Below are 19,935 nucleotides of genomic sequence, written 5' to 3'. Positions count from 1 at the left end.
AGTGGGGATTTTTCGTAAACGACCAATTCGATATCCATTGCTAGTATTGTGTTTACTAGGCTTAGCAGCAGCTGTCCTTATTATGATGTGGAATATATGGATTGGAATTGCCTTTGTAATCATTTATGCACTAACAATGTATTATGCGTTGCGCTTAGAATTGTTAACGTATTTAGAAACAGAAAAGCATATTGAAGCCTTGTCGTTTCGCATGAAGGATGTTGGCGAAGAGGCATTTTTAGAGATGCCATTTGGAATACTTATATTAAATGATGATTTTTCGATTGAATGGGCCAATCCTTTTATGCAGCGTGTGCTTCAACAAGGTTCATTAGTAGGGCAAGAGCTCTTTGGGATTTCGGAAAACCTGCATACTCTTGTTGCACAAGGTAAAAAAGAAGAGCTTTCAATTGCATTATTTGATCGTAAATATAATGTGTTCTATAAAAAAGACGAAAAGATTTTATATTTCTTTGATGTCACAAAGCAAATTCAAGTTGAGAAGCAGTACTTAGCAGACCGTACTGTATTAGCGATTTTATTTATCGATAACTACGATGAATTAACCTCGGGTATGGATGATCAGGCGCGTAGTTTAACGAATACGATGGTCACGTCGATTATTAATGAATGGGCGGCACAGTATGATATTTTCGTAAAACGCTTTGCGTCCGATCGCTTTATTGCAGTTTTCAATGAGTCGATTTTATCGGATTTAGAGCAAAAGCGCTTTTCTATTTTAGACGTGGTGCGTGAACGTACGATACAAAAAAATCTATCATTAACGTTAAGTATTGGGATTGGTGCAGGTTCACAGTCATTAGTAGAGCTTGGCCAACTCGCACAATCCGGGCTTGATTTAGTATTAGGACGTGGCGGTGACCAGGTGGCGATTAAGCAGTCGAACGGTAAAATTCGCTTTTACGGCGGAAAAACCAACCCTGTGGAAAAACGCACAAGGGTACGTGCCCGTGTCATTTCACATGCCTTAAGTGATTTAATTCAAGATAGTGATCGCGTGTTTGTCATGGGACATAAAAACCCAGATATGGATTCGATAGGCGCATGTGTAGGGGTACGTAAAATGGTGGCGATGAACGGTATTGATGGTTATATTATTGTGAACTCAGAAGAAGTACATGGTAGTGTGGACCGTTTAATGGCAGAGCTAGAAGAGAAAACAGACTTCTATGATCGTTTTATTTCACCAGAAGAAGCGTTGTCAAAAATGACAGCAAAATCACTTGTTGTCATTGTCGATACACATAAACCAAGCTTAGTCGTTGATAATCGTTTACTTAGTAAAACTGATAAGGTCGTTGTAATTGATCATCATCGCCGTGGTGAAGAATTTATAACGAATCCGACGCTTGTTTATATGGAGCCGTACGCATCTTCTACAGCCGAGCTTGTCACAGAATTGCTCGAATATCAGCCACAAAACGAAAAGTTAGTACCACTAGAGGCAACAGCGCTATTATCTGGTATTATTGTGGATACGAAAAGCTTCACACTCCGAACGGGTGCCCGTACGTTTGAAGCAGCATCGTATTTACGTACATTTGGTGCCGATACAGTACTGATCCAGCGTTTACTGAAAGAAGATATAGACACGTATGTCACACGTTCGAAAATTGTCCAAACGGTAGAGTTCCCTTACAAAGGAATCGCCGTTGCAAATGGGGAAAATTCAGTCGTGTATGATTCGGTGCTCATTGCACAAACAGCCGATATTTTACTGACAATGAAAGATATTGGTGCAGCGTTTGTTATTGCGCATCGTAGCGACGGGCTCATTGGGATTAGCGCCCGTTCATTAGGTGAAGTGAACGTGCAACTCATCATGGAGCAGCTCGGTGGGGGTGGGCATTTAACCAATGCCGCAACACAACTTGTAGCGAGTTCAATTGATGAAGCAAAAACACGTTTAGTAGCAGCAATTACAGAAACAGTCGAGGGGAGTCAACAATCATGAAAGTAGTATTTTTAAAAGACGTTAAAAATGTAGGTAAAAAAGGCGAAATTAAAGAGGTTTCAGAAGGTTATGCACGCAACTTTTTAATTAAAAATGGCCATGCAAAAGAAGCAAATGCGCAAGCAATGAGCGAGTTACAAGGCCAAAAGCGCCTAGCTGAAAAAAATGCAGCAGCTGAATTACAAGCAGCAAAAGATTTAAAAGACGAATTAGAAAAACTTACAGTAGAAATTAAAGCAAAATCAGGCGAAGGTGGCCGTTTATTCGGTTCCGTTTCTACAAAACAAATTGCAGATGCATTACAAAAGAAACATGGCTTTAAAGTAGATAAACGTAAAATGGATTGCAGCGATGGTATCCGTTCATTAGGTTTTACAAACGTTCCGGTTAAGTTACACCAAGATGTAAAGGCAACGTTAAAAGTACATGTAATTGCAGAATAAGGAGCGACAACAATGAGCGATTCCATGATGGACCGCGTGCCGCCACATAATACCGAAGCAGAAGCCTCGGTAATTGGCGCAATTTTCCTTGAGCCGCCAGCACTTATTACAGCATCTGAAATCGTAATCGCCGATGATTTTTACCACATTGCGCATCAAAAGATTTTCCAAACGATGCTGAATTTAAGCGACCAAGGAAAAGCAATTGATGTTGTCACTGTCACGGAAGAATTATCTGCGAAAAAAGAGCTAGAGGATGTTGGCGGTTTAACGTATATGACGGAGTTGGCGAACGCGGTTCCGACTGCTGCCAATATTGGTCATTACGCGAAAATCGTAGAGGAGAAAGCGATTTTACGCCGCTTAATCCGAGTGGCTTCGAAAATTGCGGATGATGGTTATACGCGTGAAGATGAAGTAGAAATTCTTTTAGCTGAAGCTGAAAAGAAAATGCTTGAAGTATCTAACCGTAAAAATGCGGGGGATTTCAAGCATGTAAAAGATGTATTGGTTCACACATTTGATAATATTGAGCAGCTACAATCACGTGCCGGAGATGTGACAGGTATTCCAACTGGTTTCCGTGACCTCGATAAGATGACGGCCGGATTCCAGCGCAATGATTTAATTATCGTAGCAGCGCGTCCATCTGTTGGTAAAACAGCATTTGCACTGAATGTTGCGCAAAGCGTTGCTGTAAAGGCGCGTGAAAATGTCGCGATTTTCTCTTTAGAGATGGGTGCCGACCAACTTGTCATGCGTATGTTATGTGCAGAGGGCAATATCGATGCTCAACGCTTACGTACCGGGGATTTGCAGAATGATGACTGGAGCAAGCTGACCATGGCAATGGGAAGTTTATCGAACTCGGGTATTTATATTGATGACTCACCGGGTGTTCGTATGGCCGATATCCGTGCCAAATGCCGACGTTTAGCAAAAGAAAATGGTCTTGGGATGATTTTAATCGATTATTTACAGCTCATTTTAGGTAGTGGGAAGCCCGGGGAAAACCGTCAGCAAGAAGTATCGGAAATTTCCCGTTCGTTAAAAGGATTAGCCCGTGAACTTCAAGTCCCGGTAATTGCCCTATCTCAGCTATCACGTGGTGTAGAGCAACGTCAAGATAAGCGTCCGATGATGAGTGATTTACGTGAATCAGGTTCGATCGAGCAAGATGCCGATATCGTTGCGTTCCTTTACCGTGACGATTACTACGATAAAGAATCCGAAAGTAAGGACATTATCGAAATTATTATTGCAAAGCAACGTAACGGTCCAACCGGTACAGTAAGCTTAGCATTCCGAAAAGAATATAATAAATTCTTAAACTTAGAATTTACCCCACCACCGCGTGAGGAATAGCCTTTAAACACGAACGTTCTTTGATAACAATTCAAGGACGTTCGTGTTTTTTGTTGACTTTTACATTTCGGAATTGTTAAAATGTTCATGCTTCACTATAAAATAACTTGAGTAAGAATAATTTTATGAATAAGAATTGGACGCCTAAAAGTTTAGGGGGCTCATTCGTCGGAGGTGCGCATTTATGACAGCAGTAGTTGTAGTAGGTACACAGTGGGGAGACGAAGGTAAAGGTAAAATTACAGACTTCCTTTCAAAAAAAGCAGATGCCATTGCACGTTTTGCAGGTGGCGATAATGCAGGTCATACAATCAAAATTGGTGAAGAAACGTATAAGCTGCATTTAATTCCTTCAGGGATTTTTTATTCGGACAAATTATCAGTTATTGGTAATGGCGTTGTCATTAACCCAAAGTCGATTATAACGGAATTAAAGGGCTTGAAGGCACGTGGCATTGATACGTCAAACTTACGAATTTCAAATCGTGCACATGTTATTCTACCGTATCATATTCATCAAGATATTGTAGATGAAGAAAGCCGTGGAGACCAAAAGATTGGTACAACTGCTAAAGGAATTGGTCCATGCTATCAAGATAAAGTAGGTCGTATCGGCATTCGCGTGGCGGATTTACTAGATAAACCGACTTTTGAAAAAAAATTACGTGCAAACTTAGAATTAAAGAATCGCTTATTTACGAAGTTTTATGAAGTAGAGGGCTTAAACTTTGATGATATATTTGAAGAATATTATGCATATGGTCAAGAAATTGCTCAGTATGTAACCGATACATCAAAAGTGTTAAATGACGTGATTGATGAAGGGGGTAAAGTGCTATTTGAAGGCGCACAGGGCATTATGCTAGACGTTGATCAAGGTACATATCCTTTTGTGACATCATCAAACCCTGTAGCAGGTGGAATCGCAATTGGCTCAGGTGTTGGACCAAATGCTGTCTCTCGTGTAGTTGGTGTATGTAAGGCGTATACATCTCGTGTTGGGGATGGTCCATTCCCAACAGAATTACATGATGAAGTTGGTCATCAAATTCGTGAGGTTGGCCGTGAATATGGAACAACGACAGGACGTCCACGCCGTGTCGGTTGGTTCGATTCAGTTGTTGTACGTCATTCGCGCCGTGTATCGGGTATTACCGATTTAGCGCTAAACTCAATTGATGTATTAGCGGGTCTGGATACGGTGAAAATTTGTACAGCATACGACTACAATGGTGAGATCATTACCGAGTATCCTGCAAACCTAGAAATTATTGAACAGTGCAAACCGATCTATGAAGAGCTACCTGGCTGGTCTGAAGACGTGACAGGCGTTCGTGACTTTAAAGACTTACCACTAAATGCACAAAACTATGTAAATCGTGTCGTAGAGCTAACGGGTATTCAACTAATGACTTTTTCAGTTGGCCCAGCACGTGAACAAACGAACATTGTAAATGCCATTTGGGAATAAAATAGCGTTTAAATAGAGTAAAGGCAACGGATTGTATCATGCACCCGTTGCCTTTTTTATATGGATTATGGGTGATGAGAGAATAAATAAACACGCAACTGAATATAAAGATATAGAGTTATCAAAACTAGTAATGAGAATGTAACAAATTTTTAGAAAATAATACAATTTCATTACAAAAAGTTTGAAAAGGTTCTATTGAAATGAGAATTATGATACAGTAGCAAAGTGTGTTTTTAAAGTTAAAGTAATATAAATAATACTTTTTTATAATATAGAATGAAGTTTTTGGAAGGGGCTCTATCATGGAATCAAATGAAAGCCAGTTAGATTTGACAGGTAAAAAGCCAAGTCTAATTAATCGTCACAACGGTAAACTTAAAATAGCTGCAGTATTAGCGCTACTTGTTTCAACAGTGACATTTAATTTAGGGTTTGCAAACGAAACAAATAAAGAAGAGTTTGCGAAGATTTACCATGTTTATGTAGCAAATACCTATGTGGGATCTGTTGCTGATGAGGCAACAGTTGCAAAAATTGTAAAACAAAAAGAGATAGAAGCGAGTAAGCAGTATGAGCAGATGGAGCTTGTTGCAGGATCAGATATTACGGTCGTGCCAGAACAAGTATTTACTGTTGATACAAATGAAGCGCAAGCAACAAAAGACCTTCAACAAGCAATTACTGTACAAGCAAAAGCCTACTCATTACAGGTAGGGGACACAGCAGTTGCTACATTAAAGGCCAAAGAAGAGATTGAAGCAGTAACTGACGGATTAAAGCTTCAATTTGTTACACAAAATCAATTACAAAAAGTAAAAAACAATACCGACTCTTCTTTACCCGCTTTACAAAAGAATGAAACACGTATTATTGATATTGAATTATCAGAAGACATTGTGACAGAAGAACTACTAGTAGATCCTGCTGAAATTGTATCAGTAGAGCAAGCTGTACAAACGTTACAAACAGGTGCTGCACAAAAAGAAACGTACTCCGTAAAAGCTGGAGATGTATTAGGTTCGATTGCAAGATCACACAGCTTAACAACAGCTCAGTTACTTGAGTTAAATCCAGGATTAACAGCTACTTCTGTCTTGCAAATTGGTCAACAGTTAAACGTGACAGTAGAAAAGCCGTTTTTATCTGTAAAGGCTGTGCATGAAAAGAAAATAGTAGAAACAATCGACTTTGAGAAGATTGTTGAAGAAGATCCAACAATGTTAAAAGGTGAAAAAGTTGTCAAGCAAGAAGGCGCTGTCGGTAAAAAAGAAGTAACGTATGTAATCACGGAAGAAAATGGCGTGCGTACAGAGCGTGTACAAACAGCTGAAAACATTCTTGTCGAGCCAGAAAACCGCATTGTCATTGTTGGGACAAAAGTAATTCCTTCAGTGGGTACAGGTACATTTGCTTGGCCAGCAGAGGGTGGGTATATTTCAAGTCAGATGGGGCATCGATGGGGTCGTTACCATTACGGTATTGATATCGCTCGTCCATCAGGTTACACAATTAAAGCATCAGATAATGGTGTTGTAAAAACAGCAGGCCGTCATTCGACTTACGGAAACTATATCGTGATTAATCATAATAACGGTTATGAATCACTATATGCACATTTATCAAAAATTGATGTCTCAGTTGGTCAAGTCATTGGACAAGGTGCTGCAATTGGTGTAATGGGTTCAACGGGTCGTTCAACGGGAACACATTTACACTTTGAAATTCATAAAAACGGATCCGAAGTAAATCCGTTAGACTATTTAAATTAATGTTAGTGGATTGGCAAGTTTGAGTTTTCTAGAAAATCCACAGTAGAAAAAAAGGATACCTCGCTTTTTACGGGTATTATTTATCAAAAAAACAGTCCACAGTATTTGTGAGACTGTTTTTTATTTAATGGTGTAAAATTATGTATAATAATTATATAAATATGTGAAAAAATTCAAAAAATATTGTGCAATAATACTTTATTTCCCGGAAAATAATCCGCTAAACTATCTGTATAATGCGCCAAAAGTGAAACCATGATAGAGTAAGAATAGTGATATTAAATGAAACCCTTTCAATATAGAGATATTCTAAAGAAAAGAGGAATGTAAGATGGATAAAACGATTTTAGTTGTTGATGATGAAAAGCCGATTGCAGACATTTTGCAATTTAACTTAATTAAAGAAGGTTACCGCGTTATTTGCGCCTATGATGGCGATGAGGCATTACAAAAAGTGGAAGAAGAACAACCAGATTTAATGCTATTAGATATTATGTTACCAAAGCGTGATGGCATGGAAGTATGTCGTGAAATTCGAAAAAAATATGATTTTCCGATTATTATGCTAACAGCGAAAGGTTCGGAAATTGATAAAGTATTAGGACTTGAAATGGGCGCAGATGATTATGTCACAAAGCCATTTAGTACACGCGAATTAATCGCACGTGTAAAGGCAAATATGCGACGTTTAAATGTACCAGCACAAGTAGAAGAGATAGTGGAAACGAATGATATCGTCGTTGGTTCACTGACAATTCAGCCGGATGCTTATTTAGTATTAAAGCGTGAAGAGACGATTGAATTAACACACCGTGAGTTTGAATTATTACATTATTTAGCAAAGCATATCGGACAAGTGATGACACGTGAGCACTTATTACAAACGGTATGGGGCTATGATTATTTTGGGGATGTACGAACAGTAGATGTAACGATTCGTCGTTTACGTGAAAAAATCGAGGACAATCCAAGTCATCCAATGTGGATTGTGACAAGACGAGGGGTCGGCTACTACTTACGTAATCCTGAACAGGAGTAGACTACATGCAAAAAGTTAGTTTTTTCAAATCGATTCATGTAAAGCTTGTTTTGATTTATATGCTGTTAATTATTATCGCCCTGCAAATAATTGGTATTTATTTCATGAAGCAGCTGGAGACGAATTTAAAAACCAATTTCCAAGACTCGATCAGGCAGCGTATTGAATTAGTGCACTATAGCATTCGTGAAGAGATGCTAAAGGTAGACCGTGATGAGACATCCTCGCTTGAAGTAAGTTTGGGTGCAATTTTACATGAGTTTTCAACAGAGGATATAAATAAAATTAATGTCGTTAATAATCGGAATCGAATATTAGCTACATCTGAAGCAGACAATCAGGCGCTAATTGGGCAACGTGCAAATGAAGAAATTATTCGTAATGCGATTTCTGCTGAAACATTGCTTGATACGATTTCAGTTGAGCGTGATACTGGTGATCGGGTGTGGGTACTTGCCTCTCCTATTACCGAAACGGTTGGTCCAAATAGTGAAGTGAAAGGTGCTATTTATGTAGAGTCAAACATCGAAAAGGTATATGAACAACTTAGTGAAATAAATCGTATTTTTGCAGCTGGGATTGTGATGTCACTGGTGATTACGATTATTTTAGGGATTTTAGTAGCACGTACCATTACGCGACCAATTTCGGATATGCGGAAACAGGCACAGGCCATGTCTAAAGGGAACTATTCACGTAAAGTTCGTGTATATGGTACCGATGAAATTGGTCAATTAGCGATTGCTTTTAACCATTTAACAAACCGCCTGCAAGAAGCGCAGTCAACAACTGAAGCAGAACGTCGCAAGCTAGCAAGTGTACTTAGTAATATGACCGACGGGGTAATAGCAACAGACCGTAAAGGGAAGATTATTTTAATTAATGAACCGGCACTTGATTTGCTCCATGATTCACGTGAATCAACGTTAAACCGTCCGATTGCATCGGTATTAAGGTTGGATCAGGAATATAGCTTTGAAGACTTAATTCATATGAAAGAGCCAGTAAACCTTGATTTTAGTGTGAATGATGCACCATATATTTTACGTGCGAACTTTTCGGTTATTCAAAAAGAAACAGGCTTTGTAAATGGTTTAATTACTGTCCTACACGATATTACTGAGCAGGAAAAAATCGACATGGAGCGTCGTGAATTCGTAGCGAACGTCTCACACGAATTACGAACGCCACTGACAACGATGCGCAGCTATTTAGAGGCGCTAGCGGATGGTGCTTGGCGTGATGAAAACATTGCACCGACGTTTTTAAATGTGACACAAACGGAAACCGAACGTATGATTCGTTTGGTAAATGATTTACTGCAGCTTTCAAAAATGGATAGTCAAGAATATGAATTAAACTTTGAATTTGTTGAGTTTAATAAATTCTTTACGGGCATTATTGACCGTTTTGAAATGTCGAAATCCCAGCATGTTGAATTTGCGCGTCTCTTACCAGAGAAAAGCTATTACGTAGATATTGATACAGACAAATTAACGCAAGTTATCGATAATATTATTTCAAATGCTTTGAAGTATTCTCCGGATGGTGGCAATATTCGATTTGGCTTTACGGTGCATGACAATATGTTACGTGTCATGATTTCAGATGACGGGTTGGGGATACCAAAAGAAAATGTGAGTCGCATTTTTGACCGTTTCTATCGTGTGGACCGTGCGCGTGCCCGTTCGATGGGTGGTACAGGGCTAGGACTTGCGATTGCGCGGGAAATGATTGAAGCGCATGGCGGAAAAATTTGGGCTGAAAGTGAGGAAGGGCAAGGCACAACAATCTTCTTCACACTACCGTATGAACTAGATGAGGCGGGGGATTGGGAATGAAGTATGTTGAGCAAATAAAATCATTTTTATTAGCGTTCCTTGTTTTCTTAAGTATTACGTTAACGCTCCTCATTTGGAATTATAAGCCGGAGTATGAGCTGATTGAGGAAACACAGGTAGAAGAAGTACTAATTAGTGAGCCAAAGCAAATGCAGGATGTCTTGAGGCCCTACCGCGTATTATATCGGCAAAATGATCTGTTTACAGGGACGGTATCAAATAGTGTCTTGAATGAGTTATATCGTCATTTAATTACTTGGCAGGTTTCTGATCTTGAAATTGACAGTAATATTTCAGATGTGAGAATGAATGAAATTGTACGCACAAATAATCGTGCAACTTTATTTTTCAATGAAGAAATCCCACTGCAAACCTTTTCGAATGTGTTGACTTTTTACAATAAGGATTTACTACCAGATGCAAGTTTTACACGTTTGATTATTGATTGGTCAACTCTTGAAGAACAAGATCAGCTACAGTTATTATTTTTAAATACAGAAAAACGGTTGTTATTTAGAGGCTATATTGATTTACAAAGCAACCAACGATTTTTAGCAAAAATTATAGAGCCAGCTAAACAATATACGTCATATACAGAAATCGAGCGTGATTCATTACGATCCTTATATGTTGTACAAGATCCGATTGAGGCGACTCAGTATACGTATTTAGATGAGGAATTATCGTTAGATAGCTTTAAAAATATTGTTTTTACGAATCCTAGTATTGTGCAGCGCAACATAGAAAGTCCACAGTCTGAAAAATATAGTGATGATATGTCGTGGATGCAAGTTGATACACAAAATAAAATTTTGAACTACGTAAACTATCTTGCGGAAAGCATTGCACCGATTCCTTCAACAAACCTCATATTCGATAGCTTTGAGTATGTAAATGAGCATGGAGGCTTCACATCTGATTTCCGCTTATCGTCGATGAATGTCGGTAAGCATATTATTGAATATCAGCTGTTTTTACATGGCTATCCAGTTTATAGTAACATCACAACGAGTATTATTACGACGTGGGGCGAAAACCGTTTATTCCGTTACCGCCGTCCATATTATTCTATTGAAAGTGACGTTCCAAATGAGCGTTTGGTGAAGAATTTGCCTTCAGGCGAAATGGTTGTTGACTATGTTCGGAATTCAGAAGACTACAATTTTGAAGAAGTGGATGAAATCGTGATGGGCTATCATTTAATTCAAAATCCTGATGCTTATATTTTTGACCCGAGCTGGTTTGTTATTTCAAATAATGATTTGACGCGCATCACACCTGACCAATTAGGAGGTGTGATGAATGGATTGGAATAGAACGAAGACGATTTTTATTTGGGTGTTCTTAATTTTAAATATCTTCTTATATACACAGTATTTAGAGAGCTATAATGAGGGCCAAAAAATTGAAGTATTAGGTGGAACGACAAAAATTGAATCGCAATTAAAGGAAGATAATATTACGTATATTGCCTTACCAAGTAACAATGAAAGTGCGGCCTATTATTCAGGACAAATTAAAAACTTCGCACCTTCAGAAGTCCCATTTTTTGCGAATCAAAAAACAGAAATTGAAAATGGTAACAAATTACTTATCAAAATGGACAAGCCTGTGAAATTGCAGGAAAACGCTGGACGTGATAAATTTACTGAGTTTCTTCATAGTCACGTACATCAAGGGGATTCGTATAAATTATGGAGTGTCGATGAGGAAAATAAAGTGGCGATATTCTTCCAAAAGGTTAATAACGTAACCCTTTACTATAATGTACGGGGTTATGTAAAAATTTATTGGAATGATGATGAGCGGATAGTGGCCTATGAGCAAACAATGCTGGAGAAGCATGAAAAATTAAAAAAACAACAAAACTTACTAACACCGATTCAAGTGTTACAAGTTTTATATGGTAAAAATTTATTGAAACCAGATTCTCAAATATTAAAAATGAACCTAGGCTATTCGACGAGTGTACAATTAGCACAAACACAGGTTTTTGCGCCTACTTGGGAAGTACGAGTTCGTTTGTCGGATAAATCCGAGGAAGTTCATTTTGTAAATGCGGTAGAAGGTAAGATCTTAGAGATTCAAAATGATTTATCCGAAGTCGTAGAAGGGCAAGAGGATTTAGAGTAGTAGGGAGTTTTAATGATGCGATTTAGCGTTTTAGCTAGTGGCAGTACGGGCAACGCAGTTTACGTAGAAAATGATGAGCATTCATTTTTAGTAGATGTCGGTTTAAGTGGTAAGAAGATGGAACAGCTTTTTGCTGAAATTGATCGTGATATGAAAAGCTTATCCGGTATTTTAGTAACGCATGAGCATAGTGATCATATTAAGGGATTGGGTGTTGTCGCACGTAAATACAATGTACCGATTTTTGCGAATGCGAAAACTTGGGATGCGATGGACGGGCTTATTGGCAACATCCCGACTGATTTACGTTTCCATTTCGATATGGAAACAATGAAAACATTCGGTGCTTTAGATATTCAGTCATTTGCGGTATCGCATGATGCAGCGGATCCAATGTTTTATACGTTCGGGCAAGATGGGCGTAAACTTGTTGTTATTACCGATACGGGCTACGTAAGTGACCGCATGAAGGGTTATATTTCTGCGGCAGATGCGTATGTATTTGAAAGTAACCATGATGTTAACATGCTTCAAATGGGGAAATACCCATGGAGTATTAAGCGTCGTATTCTATCTGATGTGGGGCATGTGTCAAATGAAGATGCAGCAGTTGCCATGGCGGATGTTGTAGCTGAAAAACCAACACAAATTTACTTAGCGCACTTAAGTAAAGATAACAATATGAAGGAATTAGCACGTATGAGTGTTACGCAAACGCTACAATCATGCGGGATCGTTACTGGGGAATATTTAAATTTGCATGATACAGATGCAAATATTCCAACAAAGCTTGTAACCATCTAAATAAGGGTAAAAGAACTTTGCTGAAATAATTTTGGCAAAGTTCTTTTACTTTTTTAGTAATGTTTTAAGTATTTTTCATCTAATTTTAATGTTTGCTGTGTATGCTAATACTAACAAAAGGAACAACAAGAGAGGATGAGTGTGATGGGCTATTTTCCAGAGGATGAACAAAAACAACAAGATCGTGTTGCTGAGCTGGAGGCACGTTTAAAGCGTGAGGAAGATGAAAAGCAACTACGTCAACATAAGAAAAATAACAAAGGTGGCAGCAAGTGGGGCTATTTTGTTTCAGGCTTGAGTGGTGTCATCGTCGGCGCATTGCTTTTGTGGTTACTATTACCTTCGCTTGCCAATCAATTACCTGGTGCTACTCAAGTTTCGAATAGTAGTAATGAACCCAAGTCTACGATTACACAAAACGCAACAGAAGTGACGAATGATGTGACAGAGGCCGTTGAAAAGGTATCGAGTGCCGTTGTAGGGATTACGAATATCCAAGACGTTGCCCCAAACTTCTGGAGTCAAAATACAGCAACGAGACAAGAGGTTGGTAGTGGCTCGGGTGTTGTGTATAAAGTAGAAGGTGAGCGTGCATACATTGTAACGAATCACCACGTAGTCGACGGTGCGAAGCAAATTGAAGTGACATTAGATGATGGTTCAAAAGCAGAAGCACAATTAGTCGGAAGTGATATTTGGACAGACTTAGCGGTACTATCTATTGCAAGTGAAAGTATTGATACCATTGCACAGTTTGGCGATTCAGATGTGCTAAAACAAGGGGAAACTGTTGTGGCAATCGGGAATCCACTTGGTTTAGACTTTTACGGCTCAGTAACGCGCGGCATTATTTCAGGTAAGGATCGTTCAGTGCCAGTCGATTTAAATGATGATGGTGTAGAGGACTGGTCAACCGATGTATTACAGACGGATGCAGCTATTAACTCGGGGAACTCGGGTGGTGCGTTAATTAATGTAGCGGGCGACTTAGTTGGCATTAACTCCATGAAAATTGCACAATCTTCTGTAGAGGGGTTAGGCTTTGCCATCCCAATTAATTCAGCCATACCAATCATTGAGCAATTAGAGCAAAGTGGTGAAGTGAAACGTCCAACGATGGGCATTTCATTAGTTGATTTAACAGAGGTGCCGGCGTATTATCAACAACAGACGCTGCAATTACCAGCAGAGGTTAATAGCGGTGTTGTAATTTCTCAAGTGGTGCGTGGTTCTGCTGCTGAGCGTGCAGGCTTACAGCAATATGACGTCATCGTAGAGATGGACGGCCAAAAAATTGAAAATGCAATTCAATTACGCAAGCACTTATACAACGAAAAACAAATTGGTGATACATTGCAGATCAAAGTATATCGCCAAGGTCAGCTAGTAGAAGCACAATTAGAATTAGTGGAAAATGCACAATTGTAGTTGTGGATAACTGAATAATATTTACAATTTACACACAACGGGTAGAGAAGAAAAAGGCTTTTCTTTTCTACTTGTTTTTTGTTTGTTACAATAGGTTGTGGATAACATCTTGAAATTGTGAATAAGTTTGTGGAAATTTCAGAAAAGAAAGAAGGATTATAAAATGAAAAAATATAGCTGTGAAACCCATATAGACCACGCTTTAGATATGCACGTTGCAGAAACTGGAGAGTATCCTATGATGGATTTTTTAACAGAAGACGAAAAGTTATCAACAGGTTGCTCTTATTGTGAAGAGAAAGCGACATATATTGTATCAAGTAAATAACTTTACACCATATGTTGTTTTTGCCTGTGGATAAGTGGATAACTCCTGTGTATAACTTGTTTGTAAATTACGTGTAAAGGTGGATAAGTTGTGAATATAACGGTCATTTCTGTCGGGAAATTGAAAGAAAAGTATTTAAAGATGGGCATCGATGAGTATGTTAAGCGTTTAGGTGGCTATGCAAAAATCGATTTAGTGGAGGTACCAGACGAAAAAGCACCGGAAACGCTAAGTGAGATTGACATGAATATCGTAAAACGCAAAGAAGGCGAACGTATTTTAGCGAAGATTAATGATGGCACATATGTGATTGCGCTAGCACTAGATGGTAAGATGAAATCGAGCGAAGAAATGGCTACGGATTTAGATAGCCTAATGACGTACGGTAAAAGCAAAGTCGCGTTTGTTATTGGTGGCTCACTTGGCTTACATGATGATGTCTTAAAGCGCGCCGATGAAAAGCTATGCTTTGGTAAAATGACATTGCCACATCAGTTAATGAAGTTGGTGTTAGTGGAGCAGATTTATCGAAGTTTTAGAATTATTAAGGGTGAACCGTATCATAAGTAAGTGCGGTTCTAAAATTCAGCTCAAAATGATGTTCTCAAATCATTTTGAGCTTTTTTAGAATTTAATTTGCCAAAAGCACATCTAAAAACATCATGCTTCTTTGCTTAATTTACGGGAATATTTATAGGAGAGCTTGTAAGAAACAACTAATTTCGAATTAGATAATCAAACGCCCCTAATGCAGCAGTAGCACCAGATCCCATTGAGATAATAATTTGATTGTAGGCGCTATCCGTACAATCACCAGCAGCAAATACACCAGGAATTGTAGTAGCACCACGCTTATCAACAGTTATTTCACCAATTTTGTTGCGTTCAAGTGTGTCATCTAACCAGTCAGTGTTTGGGATTAACCCGATTTGGACAAACACACCAGCTAATTCGATGTGTTTTTCTTTCCCGGACTCACGATCTACATATGTCAGCCCATTTACTTTATCTTTACCTGTAATTTCTGTTGTTTGAGCATTTGTGAGAACAGTTACATTTGAAAGACTGCGTAAACGATTTTGTAAGATATCATCTGCTTTTAGTTCTGTGCCGAATTCAAGTACCGTTACATGATGGACAATACCGGAAAGGTCAATTGCTGCCTCGATACCAGAGTTACCGCCACCGATAACGGCAATATCCTTTCCTGCAAATAAAGGACCATCACAGTGAGGACAATAGGCGACACCTTTATTTTTAAATTTTTCCTCACCAGGAACATTCACCTTGCGCCAACGAGCACCAGTTGAAATGATAACCGCTTTACTCTTAAGAAGAGCGCCGTTTTCTAATTCAATCTCCACTAAGTCTTTCTTTTCTAACCGTTTTGCTCGCTGTAGGTTCATTACGTCAATGTTATAATCCTTCACATGCTCCTCAAGAGCTTGCGCAAGTTTTGGCCCTTCTGTCTCTTTTACACTAATAAAGTTTTCAATGGTTAGTGTATCTAAAATTTGGCCACCAAACCGTTCTGCGACAATACCTGTACGAATTCCTTTACGCGCTGAATAAATCGCTGCACTAGCTCCCGCAGGACCGCCACCAATAACAAGGATATCGTAGGGCTCTTTGTTTGAAAGTTCTTCTGCCTTTGGACCCGTTCCTAATTTAGCTAGGATTTCATCAATCACCATGCGGCCATTTCCAAAGGGCTCACCATTTAAATAAACAGCGGGTACAGCTAAAATATCTTTGCGTTCCACCTCTTCCTTGAATGCGGCGCCGTCGATCATGGAGTGTGTAATGTTTGGATTTAGTACACTCATAATATTTAGCGCTTGGACAACATCAGGGCAATTGTGGCAAGTTAAGCTAACGTATGTTTCAAAATGATACTCACCATCAATATTGTTAATTTGATTGATTACATTTTGATCTATTTTTGGTGCGCGTCCGCTTACTTGAAGCAAAGCTAACACCAAAGAGGTAAATTCATGACCTAAAGGGACACCAGCAAAAGTAACACCTGTATCTTCTCCGACCCGATTGACACTAAAGCTGGGTGTTCTCACGAGTGCTACGTTTTCCACTGTAATTTTAGATGACATAGAAGCGAGCTCATTAATTAGGGCTAACATCTCGTCTGAAACTTTATCAGACCCAACACTTACTTTTAGCACGATATTGTTTTCTAGCAGTTGTAGGTACTGATTTAATTGAGATTTGATTTCTGCATCAAGTGCCACTGAGTATCACTCCTTAAATTTTACCTACAAGGTCAAGGCTTGGCTTGAGCGTTTCGCTACCTTCTTGCCATTTTGCTGGACAAACTTCACCTGGATGGTTGCGAACATATTGTGCTGCCTTAATTTTGTTAATAAGAGTGCTTGCGTCACGTCCAATCCCACCTGCATTAATTTCAAAAGCTTGAATTACACCATCTGGATCAATGATGAAAGTGCCACGATCAGCAACACCTTCTTCTTCGATTAACACATCAAAGTCACGAGAAATCTGGTGTGAAGGATCGCCAATCATTGTATACGTAATTTTCCCAATTGCTTCGGATGAATCATGCCAAGCTTTATGAACAAAATGAGTATCCGTTGAAACGGAATATACTTCAACACCAAGTTTGTGTAGTTCTGGATATTGTCCTTGAAGATCTTCAAGTTCAGTTGGACAAACAAATGTAAAGTCTGCTGGGTAGAAACAGATCACACTCCATTGGCCTTTGAAATCTTGTTCTGTCACTTCTACAAATTCACCATTTTTATACGCTTGTGCTTTAAAGGGAAATACTTCTTTACCAATTAACGACATTTAAATACCTCCAAAATTAATGATAGTAATACGAAATTTGTAACAAATACCGTAATATTTTTTGTACAAAGTAAAGGAAATATACTAGGTTTTTATTAAAAGGGTATATGTAAATTGTAACAACAGCATAAATCACTAAAATAAAAAAAATGCCCAAAAGTATAGGTTTTTGGACATTTTTTTTGTTCATATAGTGGATTAATAAACTTGTTACTTATTTAAAAATCAATAATAATCTTCAGTGCCTTTTCTTTTGCTGCGTTTTTGAATGTGTCATAAGCTTCTGTAATTTGATCGAATTTGAAGTTATGTGTAACAAGATCTTCAACAGGAATTTTGCCGTTTACTAACGTTTTTAACAGCATAGGAATTGTATTTGTGGATACAAGCCCAGTCGTAATCGTAACATTACGAATCCAAAGATCCTGTAATTGTAAATCTACAGGTTTTCCGTGTACGCCAACGTTTGCTAAGTGACCACCCGGAGCTAATATTTTTTGGCATATATCGAATGTGGCAGGGTATCCTACTGCTTCAATCGCAACGTCAACACCTCGGCCGCCTGTTATTTCTATAATTTGTTTTATGGCTGCATCCCCATCTTTAGAATTGATGGTGTGTGTAGCACCAAAGCGCTTGGCTTCTGCTAGTCGGTTTTCATCTAAGTCCACCATGATGATGGTAGCGGGTGAATAAAATTGAGACGTAAATAATACGGACATGCCAATTGGACCCGCACCAATGATGGCAATCGTATCACCAGGAGAAACTTGGCCATTTAGTACTCCAATCTCAAATCCTGTAGGTAAAATATCAGAAATCATAACGGCTGCATCGTCAGACATCCCTTTTGGAATGTGGTAAAGCGAGTTATCCGCGTGTGGAATGTGTACATATTCTGCTTGTGTACCATCAATCAGATGTCCTAAAATCCAACCACCATCTTTACAGTGTGCGTATAACGCAATTTTACAGTAATCACAAACACCACAAGCGGTAACACATGAAATAATCACCTTATCGCCAACTTTAAAGTGTTTCACCCCTGAACCAACTTCTTCAACGATTCCAATACCTTCGTGTCCTAAAATCGTTCCTTCTTTACAAGCGGGTACATCGCCACCGAGAATGTGTAAATCCGTACCGCAAATTGTTGTTTTCGTTAATCTAACAATCGCATCTCCATCGTTCAGAATACGTGGCTTTTCAACATCACGTACTTCTCTTTTTCCGGGACCTGCATAGACTAAAGCTTTCATCCTCTTGCCTCCAATAGGTTTCCAAATTTTTTAACACTCAAAGTATGACCAGACGATGACGGAACTAAACTGTTTTAAAGCTAAATTAAAATTGAATCCAAGCATTTTGTATATTTCACATCCTTCATCCATACATTGAAAGAAAGTAATTTGTATAAGGAGAAATCGTCATTCCAAAAATCGCTTCGGTTGGTACATATACACCGCCTTTTTCATTAGCTCAGGCCAATATTGAACAACTAACAAAAGAGCTTTTTCAGTATAAGATTCCTAGACTCGAAAGGTTATTAAAGGTTTTTGAAAATGGTGAAATAGGAACACGGAATTTTTGCGTTCCACCCGATTGGTATCGTGAAGCGCATACGTTTGAAGAGCGTAATGCGCTTTATACTCAGTTCGCTACACGGTATAGTGTGGAAGTTATTCAAAGGTGTTTAACGAATCGCTCATTTTTGCAAGCTGATCTTTCAACTGAAGAGATTGATGCCCTCATTTTTGTTAGCAGCACAGGGATTTCAACACCGAGCATTGATGCCCGTGTTATGAACCTTTTACCTTTTTCAGACCAAATGGTGCGAATGCCGATTTGGGGGCTTGGTTGTGCGGGGGGCGCGGCTGGCATTAGTAGGGCCTATGATTATTGCAAAGCATATCCCAATGCAAAAGTGCTCGTTGTTTGTGTGGAGCTATGTAGCCTAACATTTCAAAAAGACGACTATTCAAAAAGTAACTTAGTCGGGACGTCTTTATTTGCAGATGGGGCGGCATGTGTACTTGTTTGCGGGGATCTTGTAGAACTAGAACAAGACAAGGTGATACCGTCTATCATTGGCCGTAGATCAAAGTGGATGCCGAAATCTGAAGATGTAATGGGCTGGGATGTGAAAAATAGTGGCTTACATGTTGTATTTTCTAAAAGTATTCCGGGTATTATAACGAATTGGCTTGGCCCTTTTATTCATGAATTTTTAAAGGATTATCAAATTGATCCGAGTAATATCACAAATTTCGTAGCACATCCGGGTGGAAAGAAGGTACTGAGTGCTTATGAGGAAGCATTAGCGTTAGCAAAAGAGCACACAGATGTTTCACGTGAAATATTAAAAAATTACGGCAATATGTCCTCGCCGACCGTTCTTTATGTGTTAGAGCAATTTATGTTAAAAGAAAATAAAGCAAATACGCATGGCTTATTAGTTGCGCTAGGTCCAGGTTTTAGTGGCGAAGCTGTGTTATTGGAATGGGGGGAGTAAG

At 38.8% G+C, this 19,935-nt stretch carries 17 protein-coding genes; 14 read left to right on the top strand and 3 right to left on the bottom strand.

Features of this window, described 5'->3' with window-relative positions; genetic code table 11:
* Window position 1: 1 nt before the first annotated feature.
* From NSQ62_RS20815 to rlmH, 13 genes are all read left to right on the top strand, one after another.
* On the top strand, window positions 2-1,975 hold the full coding sequence (locus NSQ62_RS20815) for a DHH family phosphoesterase (RefSeq protein WP_341321916.1): 1,974 nt from the start codon (window positions 2-4) through the stop codon (window positions 1,973-1,975).
* Window positions 1,972-2,418 (top strand): 50S ribosomal protein L9, encoded by a 447-nt coding sequence (gene rplI, locus NSQ62_RS20810; protein ID WP_341321915.1) that lies wholly within the window; start codon window positions 1,972-1,974, stop codon window positions 2,416-2,418. Before NSQ62_RS20815 ends, rplI begins: the two co-directional genes overlap by 4 nt.
* Window positions 2,419-2,430: 12 nt before the next feature.
* Window positions 2,431-3,783: a replicative DNA helicase gene (dnaB, locus tag NSQ62_RS20805; protein WP_341321914.1), complete on the top strand. Its 1,353-nt coding sequence runs from the start codon at window positions 2,431-2,433 to the stop codon at window positions 3,781-3,783.
* 184 nt (window positions 3,784-3,967) lie between these two features.
* Window positions 3,968-5,254 carry an adenylosuccinate synthase gene (locus tag NSQ62_RS20800; RefSeq protein WP_341321913.1) on the top strand — a complete coding sequence of 429 codons (1,287 nt, stop codon included), beginning with the start codon at window positions 3,968-3,970 and terminating at the stop codon, window positions 5,252-5,254.
* Between the two features lie 305 nt (window positions 5,255-5,559).
* Window positions 5,560-7,026 carry a M23 family metallopeptidase gene (locus tag NSQ62_RS20795; RefSeq protein ID WP_341321912.1) on the top strand — a complete coding sequence of 489 codons (1,467 nt, stop codon included), beginning with the start codon at window positions 5,560-5,562 and terminating at the stop codon, window positions 7,024-7,026.
* 331 nt (window positions 7,027-7,357) lie between these two features.
* Complete coding sequence (gene yycF / locus NSQ62_RS20790) at window positions 7,358-8,065, top strand: response regulator YycF (protein WP_341321911.1); 708 nt, start codon at window positions 7,358-7,360, stop codon at window positions 8,063-8,065.
* A 5-nt stretch (window positions 8,066-8,070) separates the two neighbouring features.
* Complete coding sequence (gene walK, locus NSQ62_RS20785; RefSeq protein ID WP_341321910.1) at window positions 8,071-9,906, top strand: cell wall metabolism sensor histidine kinase WalK; 1,836 nt, start codon at window positions 8,071-8,073, stop codon at window positions 9,904-9,906.
* Window positions 9,903-11,222 (top strand): two-component system activity regulator YycH, encoded by a 1,320-nt coding sequence (gene yycH / locus NSQ62_RS20780; protein WP_341321909.1) that lies wholly within the window; start codon window positions 9,903-9,905, stop codon window positions 11,220-11,222. Before walK ends, yycH begins: the two co-directional genes overlap by 4 nt.
* Window positions 11,209-12,039 (top strand): two-component system regulatory protein YycI, encoded by an 831-nt coding sequence (gene yycI / locus NSQ62_RS20775; RefSeq protein WP_341321908.1) that lies wholly within the window; start codon window positions 11,209-11,211, stop codon window positions 12,037-12,039. Before yycH ends, yycI begins: the two co-directional genes overlap by 14 nt.
* Before the next feature lie 15 nt (window positions 12,040-12,054).
* Window positions 12,055-12,843, top strand: coding sequence for an MBL fold metallo-hydrolase (locus NSQ62_RS20770; RefSeq protein ID WP_341323992.1), 789 nt, complete (start codon window positions 12,055-12,057; stop codon window positions 12,841-12,843).
* A 144-nt stretch (window positions 12,844-12,987) separates the two neighbouring features.
* Window positions 12,988-14,271 (top strand): trypsin-like peptidase domain-containing protein, encoded by a 1,284-nt coding sequence (locus NSQ62_RS20765; protein WP_341321907.1) that lies wholly within the window; start codon window positions 12,988-12,990, stop codon window positions 14,269-14,271.
* 163 nt (window positions 14,272-14,434) lie between these two features.
* Window positions 14,435-14,599: a CxxH/CxxC protein gene (locus NSQ62_RS20760; RefSeq protein WP_341321906.1), complete on the top strand. Its 165-nt coding sequence runs from the start codon at window positions 14,435-14,437 to the stop codon at window positions 14,597-14,599.
* Between the two features lie 90 nt (window positions 14,600-14,689).
* Window positions 14,690-15,169 (top strand): 23S rRNA (pseudouridine(1915)-N(3))-methyltransferase RlmH, encoded by a 480-nt coding sequence (gene rlmH, locus NSQ62_RS20755; RefSeq protein ID WP_341321905.1) that lies wholly within the window; start codon window positions 14,690-14,692, stop codon window positions 15,167-15,169.
* A gap of 146 nt (window positions 15,170-15,315) precedes the next feature.
* Here rlmH and ahpF read toward each other — a convergent pair whose 3' ends face one another.
* The 3 genes from ahpF to NSQ62_RS20740 form a co-directional block, all read right to left on the bottom strand.
* Entirely contained in the window at window positions 15,316-16,845 is a 1,530-nt protein-coding gene (gene ahpF, locus NSQ62_RS20750; RefSeq protein ID WP_341321904.1) for an alkyl hydroperoxide reductase subunit F, read from the bottom strand.
* A 13-nt stretch (window positions 16,846-16,858) separates the two neighbouring features.
* A complete protein-coding gene (gene ahpC / locus NSQ62_RS20745) occupies window positions 16,859-17,422 on the bottom strand; it encodes an alkyl hydroperoxide reductase subunit C (RefSeq protein WP_341321903.1) in 564 nt (187 codons plus the stop codon).
* 218 nt (window positions 17,423-17,640) lie between these two features.
* On the bottom strand, window positions 17,641-18,681 hold the full coding sequence (locus NSQ62_RS20740; protein ID WP_341321902.1) for a zinc-dependent alcohol dehydrogenase family protein: 1,041 nt from the start codon (window positions 18,679-18,681) through the stop codon (window positions 17,641-17,643).
* Between the two features lie 170 nt (window positions 18,682-18,851).
* On the opposite strand from NSQ62_RS20740, the gene NSQ62_RS20735 reads away from it, so the two are divergent.
* On the top strand, window positions 18,852-19,934 hold the full coding sequence (locus tag NSQ62_RS20735; RefSeq protein WP_341323991.1) for a 3-oxoacyl-[acyl-carrier-protein] synthase III C-terminal domain-containing protein: 1,083 nt from the start codon (window positions 18,852-18,854) through the stop codon (window positions 19,932-19,934).
* The last annotated feature ends 1 nt before the right edge of the window (window position 19,935 follow it).

The sequence above is a fragment of the Solibacillus sp. FSL H8-0523 genome (assembly GCF_038051985.1).
Lineage (GTDB): Bacteria > Bacillota > Bacilli > Bacillales_A > Planococcaceae > Solibacillus.
This window is presented reverse-complemented; position numbering and strand designations above follow the sequence as displayed.

What these genes read in the sequence shown, in the direction of transcription:
- rplI (WP_341321915.1), top strand. Translation starts at nt 1,972, where the DNA reads ATGAAAGTAGTATTTTTAAAAGACGTTAAAAATGTAGGTAAAAAAGGC.
- dnaB (WP_341321914.1), top strand. Translation starts at nt 2,431, where the DNA reads ATGAGCGATTCCATGATGGACCGCGTGCCGCCACATAATACCGAAGCA.
- NSQ62_RS20800 (WP_341321913.1), top strand. Translation starts at nt 3,968, where the DNA reads ATGACAGCAGTAGTTGTAGTAGGTACACAGTGGGGAGACGAAGGTAAA.
- NSQ62_RS20795 (WP_341321912.1), top strand. Translation starts at nt 5,560, where the DNA reads ATGGAATCAAATGAAAGCCAGTTAGATTTGACAGGTAAAAAGCCAAGT.
- yycF (WP_341321911.1), top strand. Translation starts at nt 7,358, where the DNA reads ATGGATAAAACGATTTTAGTTGTTGATGATGAAAAGCCGATTGCAGAC.
- walK (WP_341321910.1), top strand. Translation starts at nt 8,071, where the DNA reads ATGCAAAAAGTTAGTTTTTTCAAATCGATTCATGTAAAGCTTGTTTTG.
- yycH (WP_341321909.1), top strand. Translation starts at nt 9,903, where the DNA reads ATGAAGTATGTTGAGCAAATAAAATCATTTTTATTAGCGTTCCTTGTT.
- yycI (WP_341321908.1), top strand. Translation starts at nt 11,209, where the DNA reads ATGGATTGGAATAGAACGAAGACGATTTTTATTTGGGTGTTCTTAATT.
- NSQ62_RS20770 (WP_341323992.1), top strand. Translation starts at nt 12,055, where the DNA reads ATGCGATTTAGCGTTTTAGCTAGTGGCAGTACGGGCAACGCAGTTTAC.
- NSQ62_RS20765 (WP_341321907.1), top strand. Translation starts at nt 12,988, where the DNA reads ATGGGCTATTTTCCAGAGGATGAACAAAAACAACAAGATCGTGTTGCT.
- NSQ62_RS20760 (WP_341321906.1), top strand. Translation starts at nt 14,435, where the DNA reads ATGAAAAAATATAGCTGTGAAACCCATATAGACCACGCTTTAGATATG.
- ahpC (WP_341321903.1), bottom strand. Translation starts at nt 17,422, where the DNA reads ATGTCGTTAATTGGTAAAGAAGTATTTCCCTTTAAAGCACAAGCGTAT.
- NSQ62_RS20740 (WP_341321902.1), bottom strand. Translation starts at nt 18,681, where the DNA reads ATGAAAGCTTTAGTCTATGCAGGTCCCGGAAAAAGAGAAGTACGTGAT.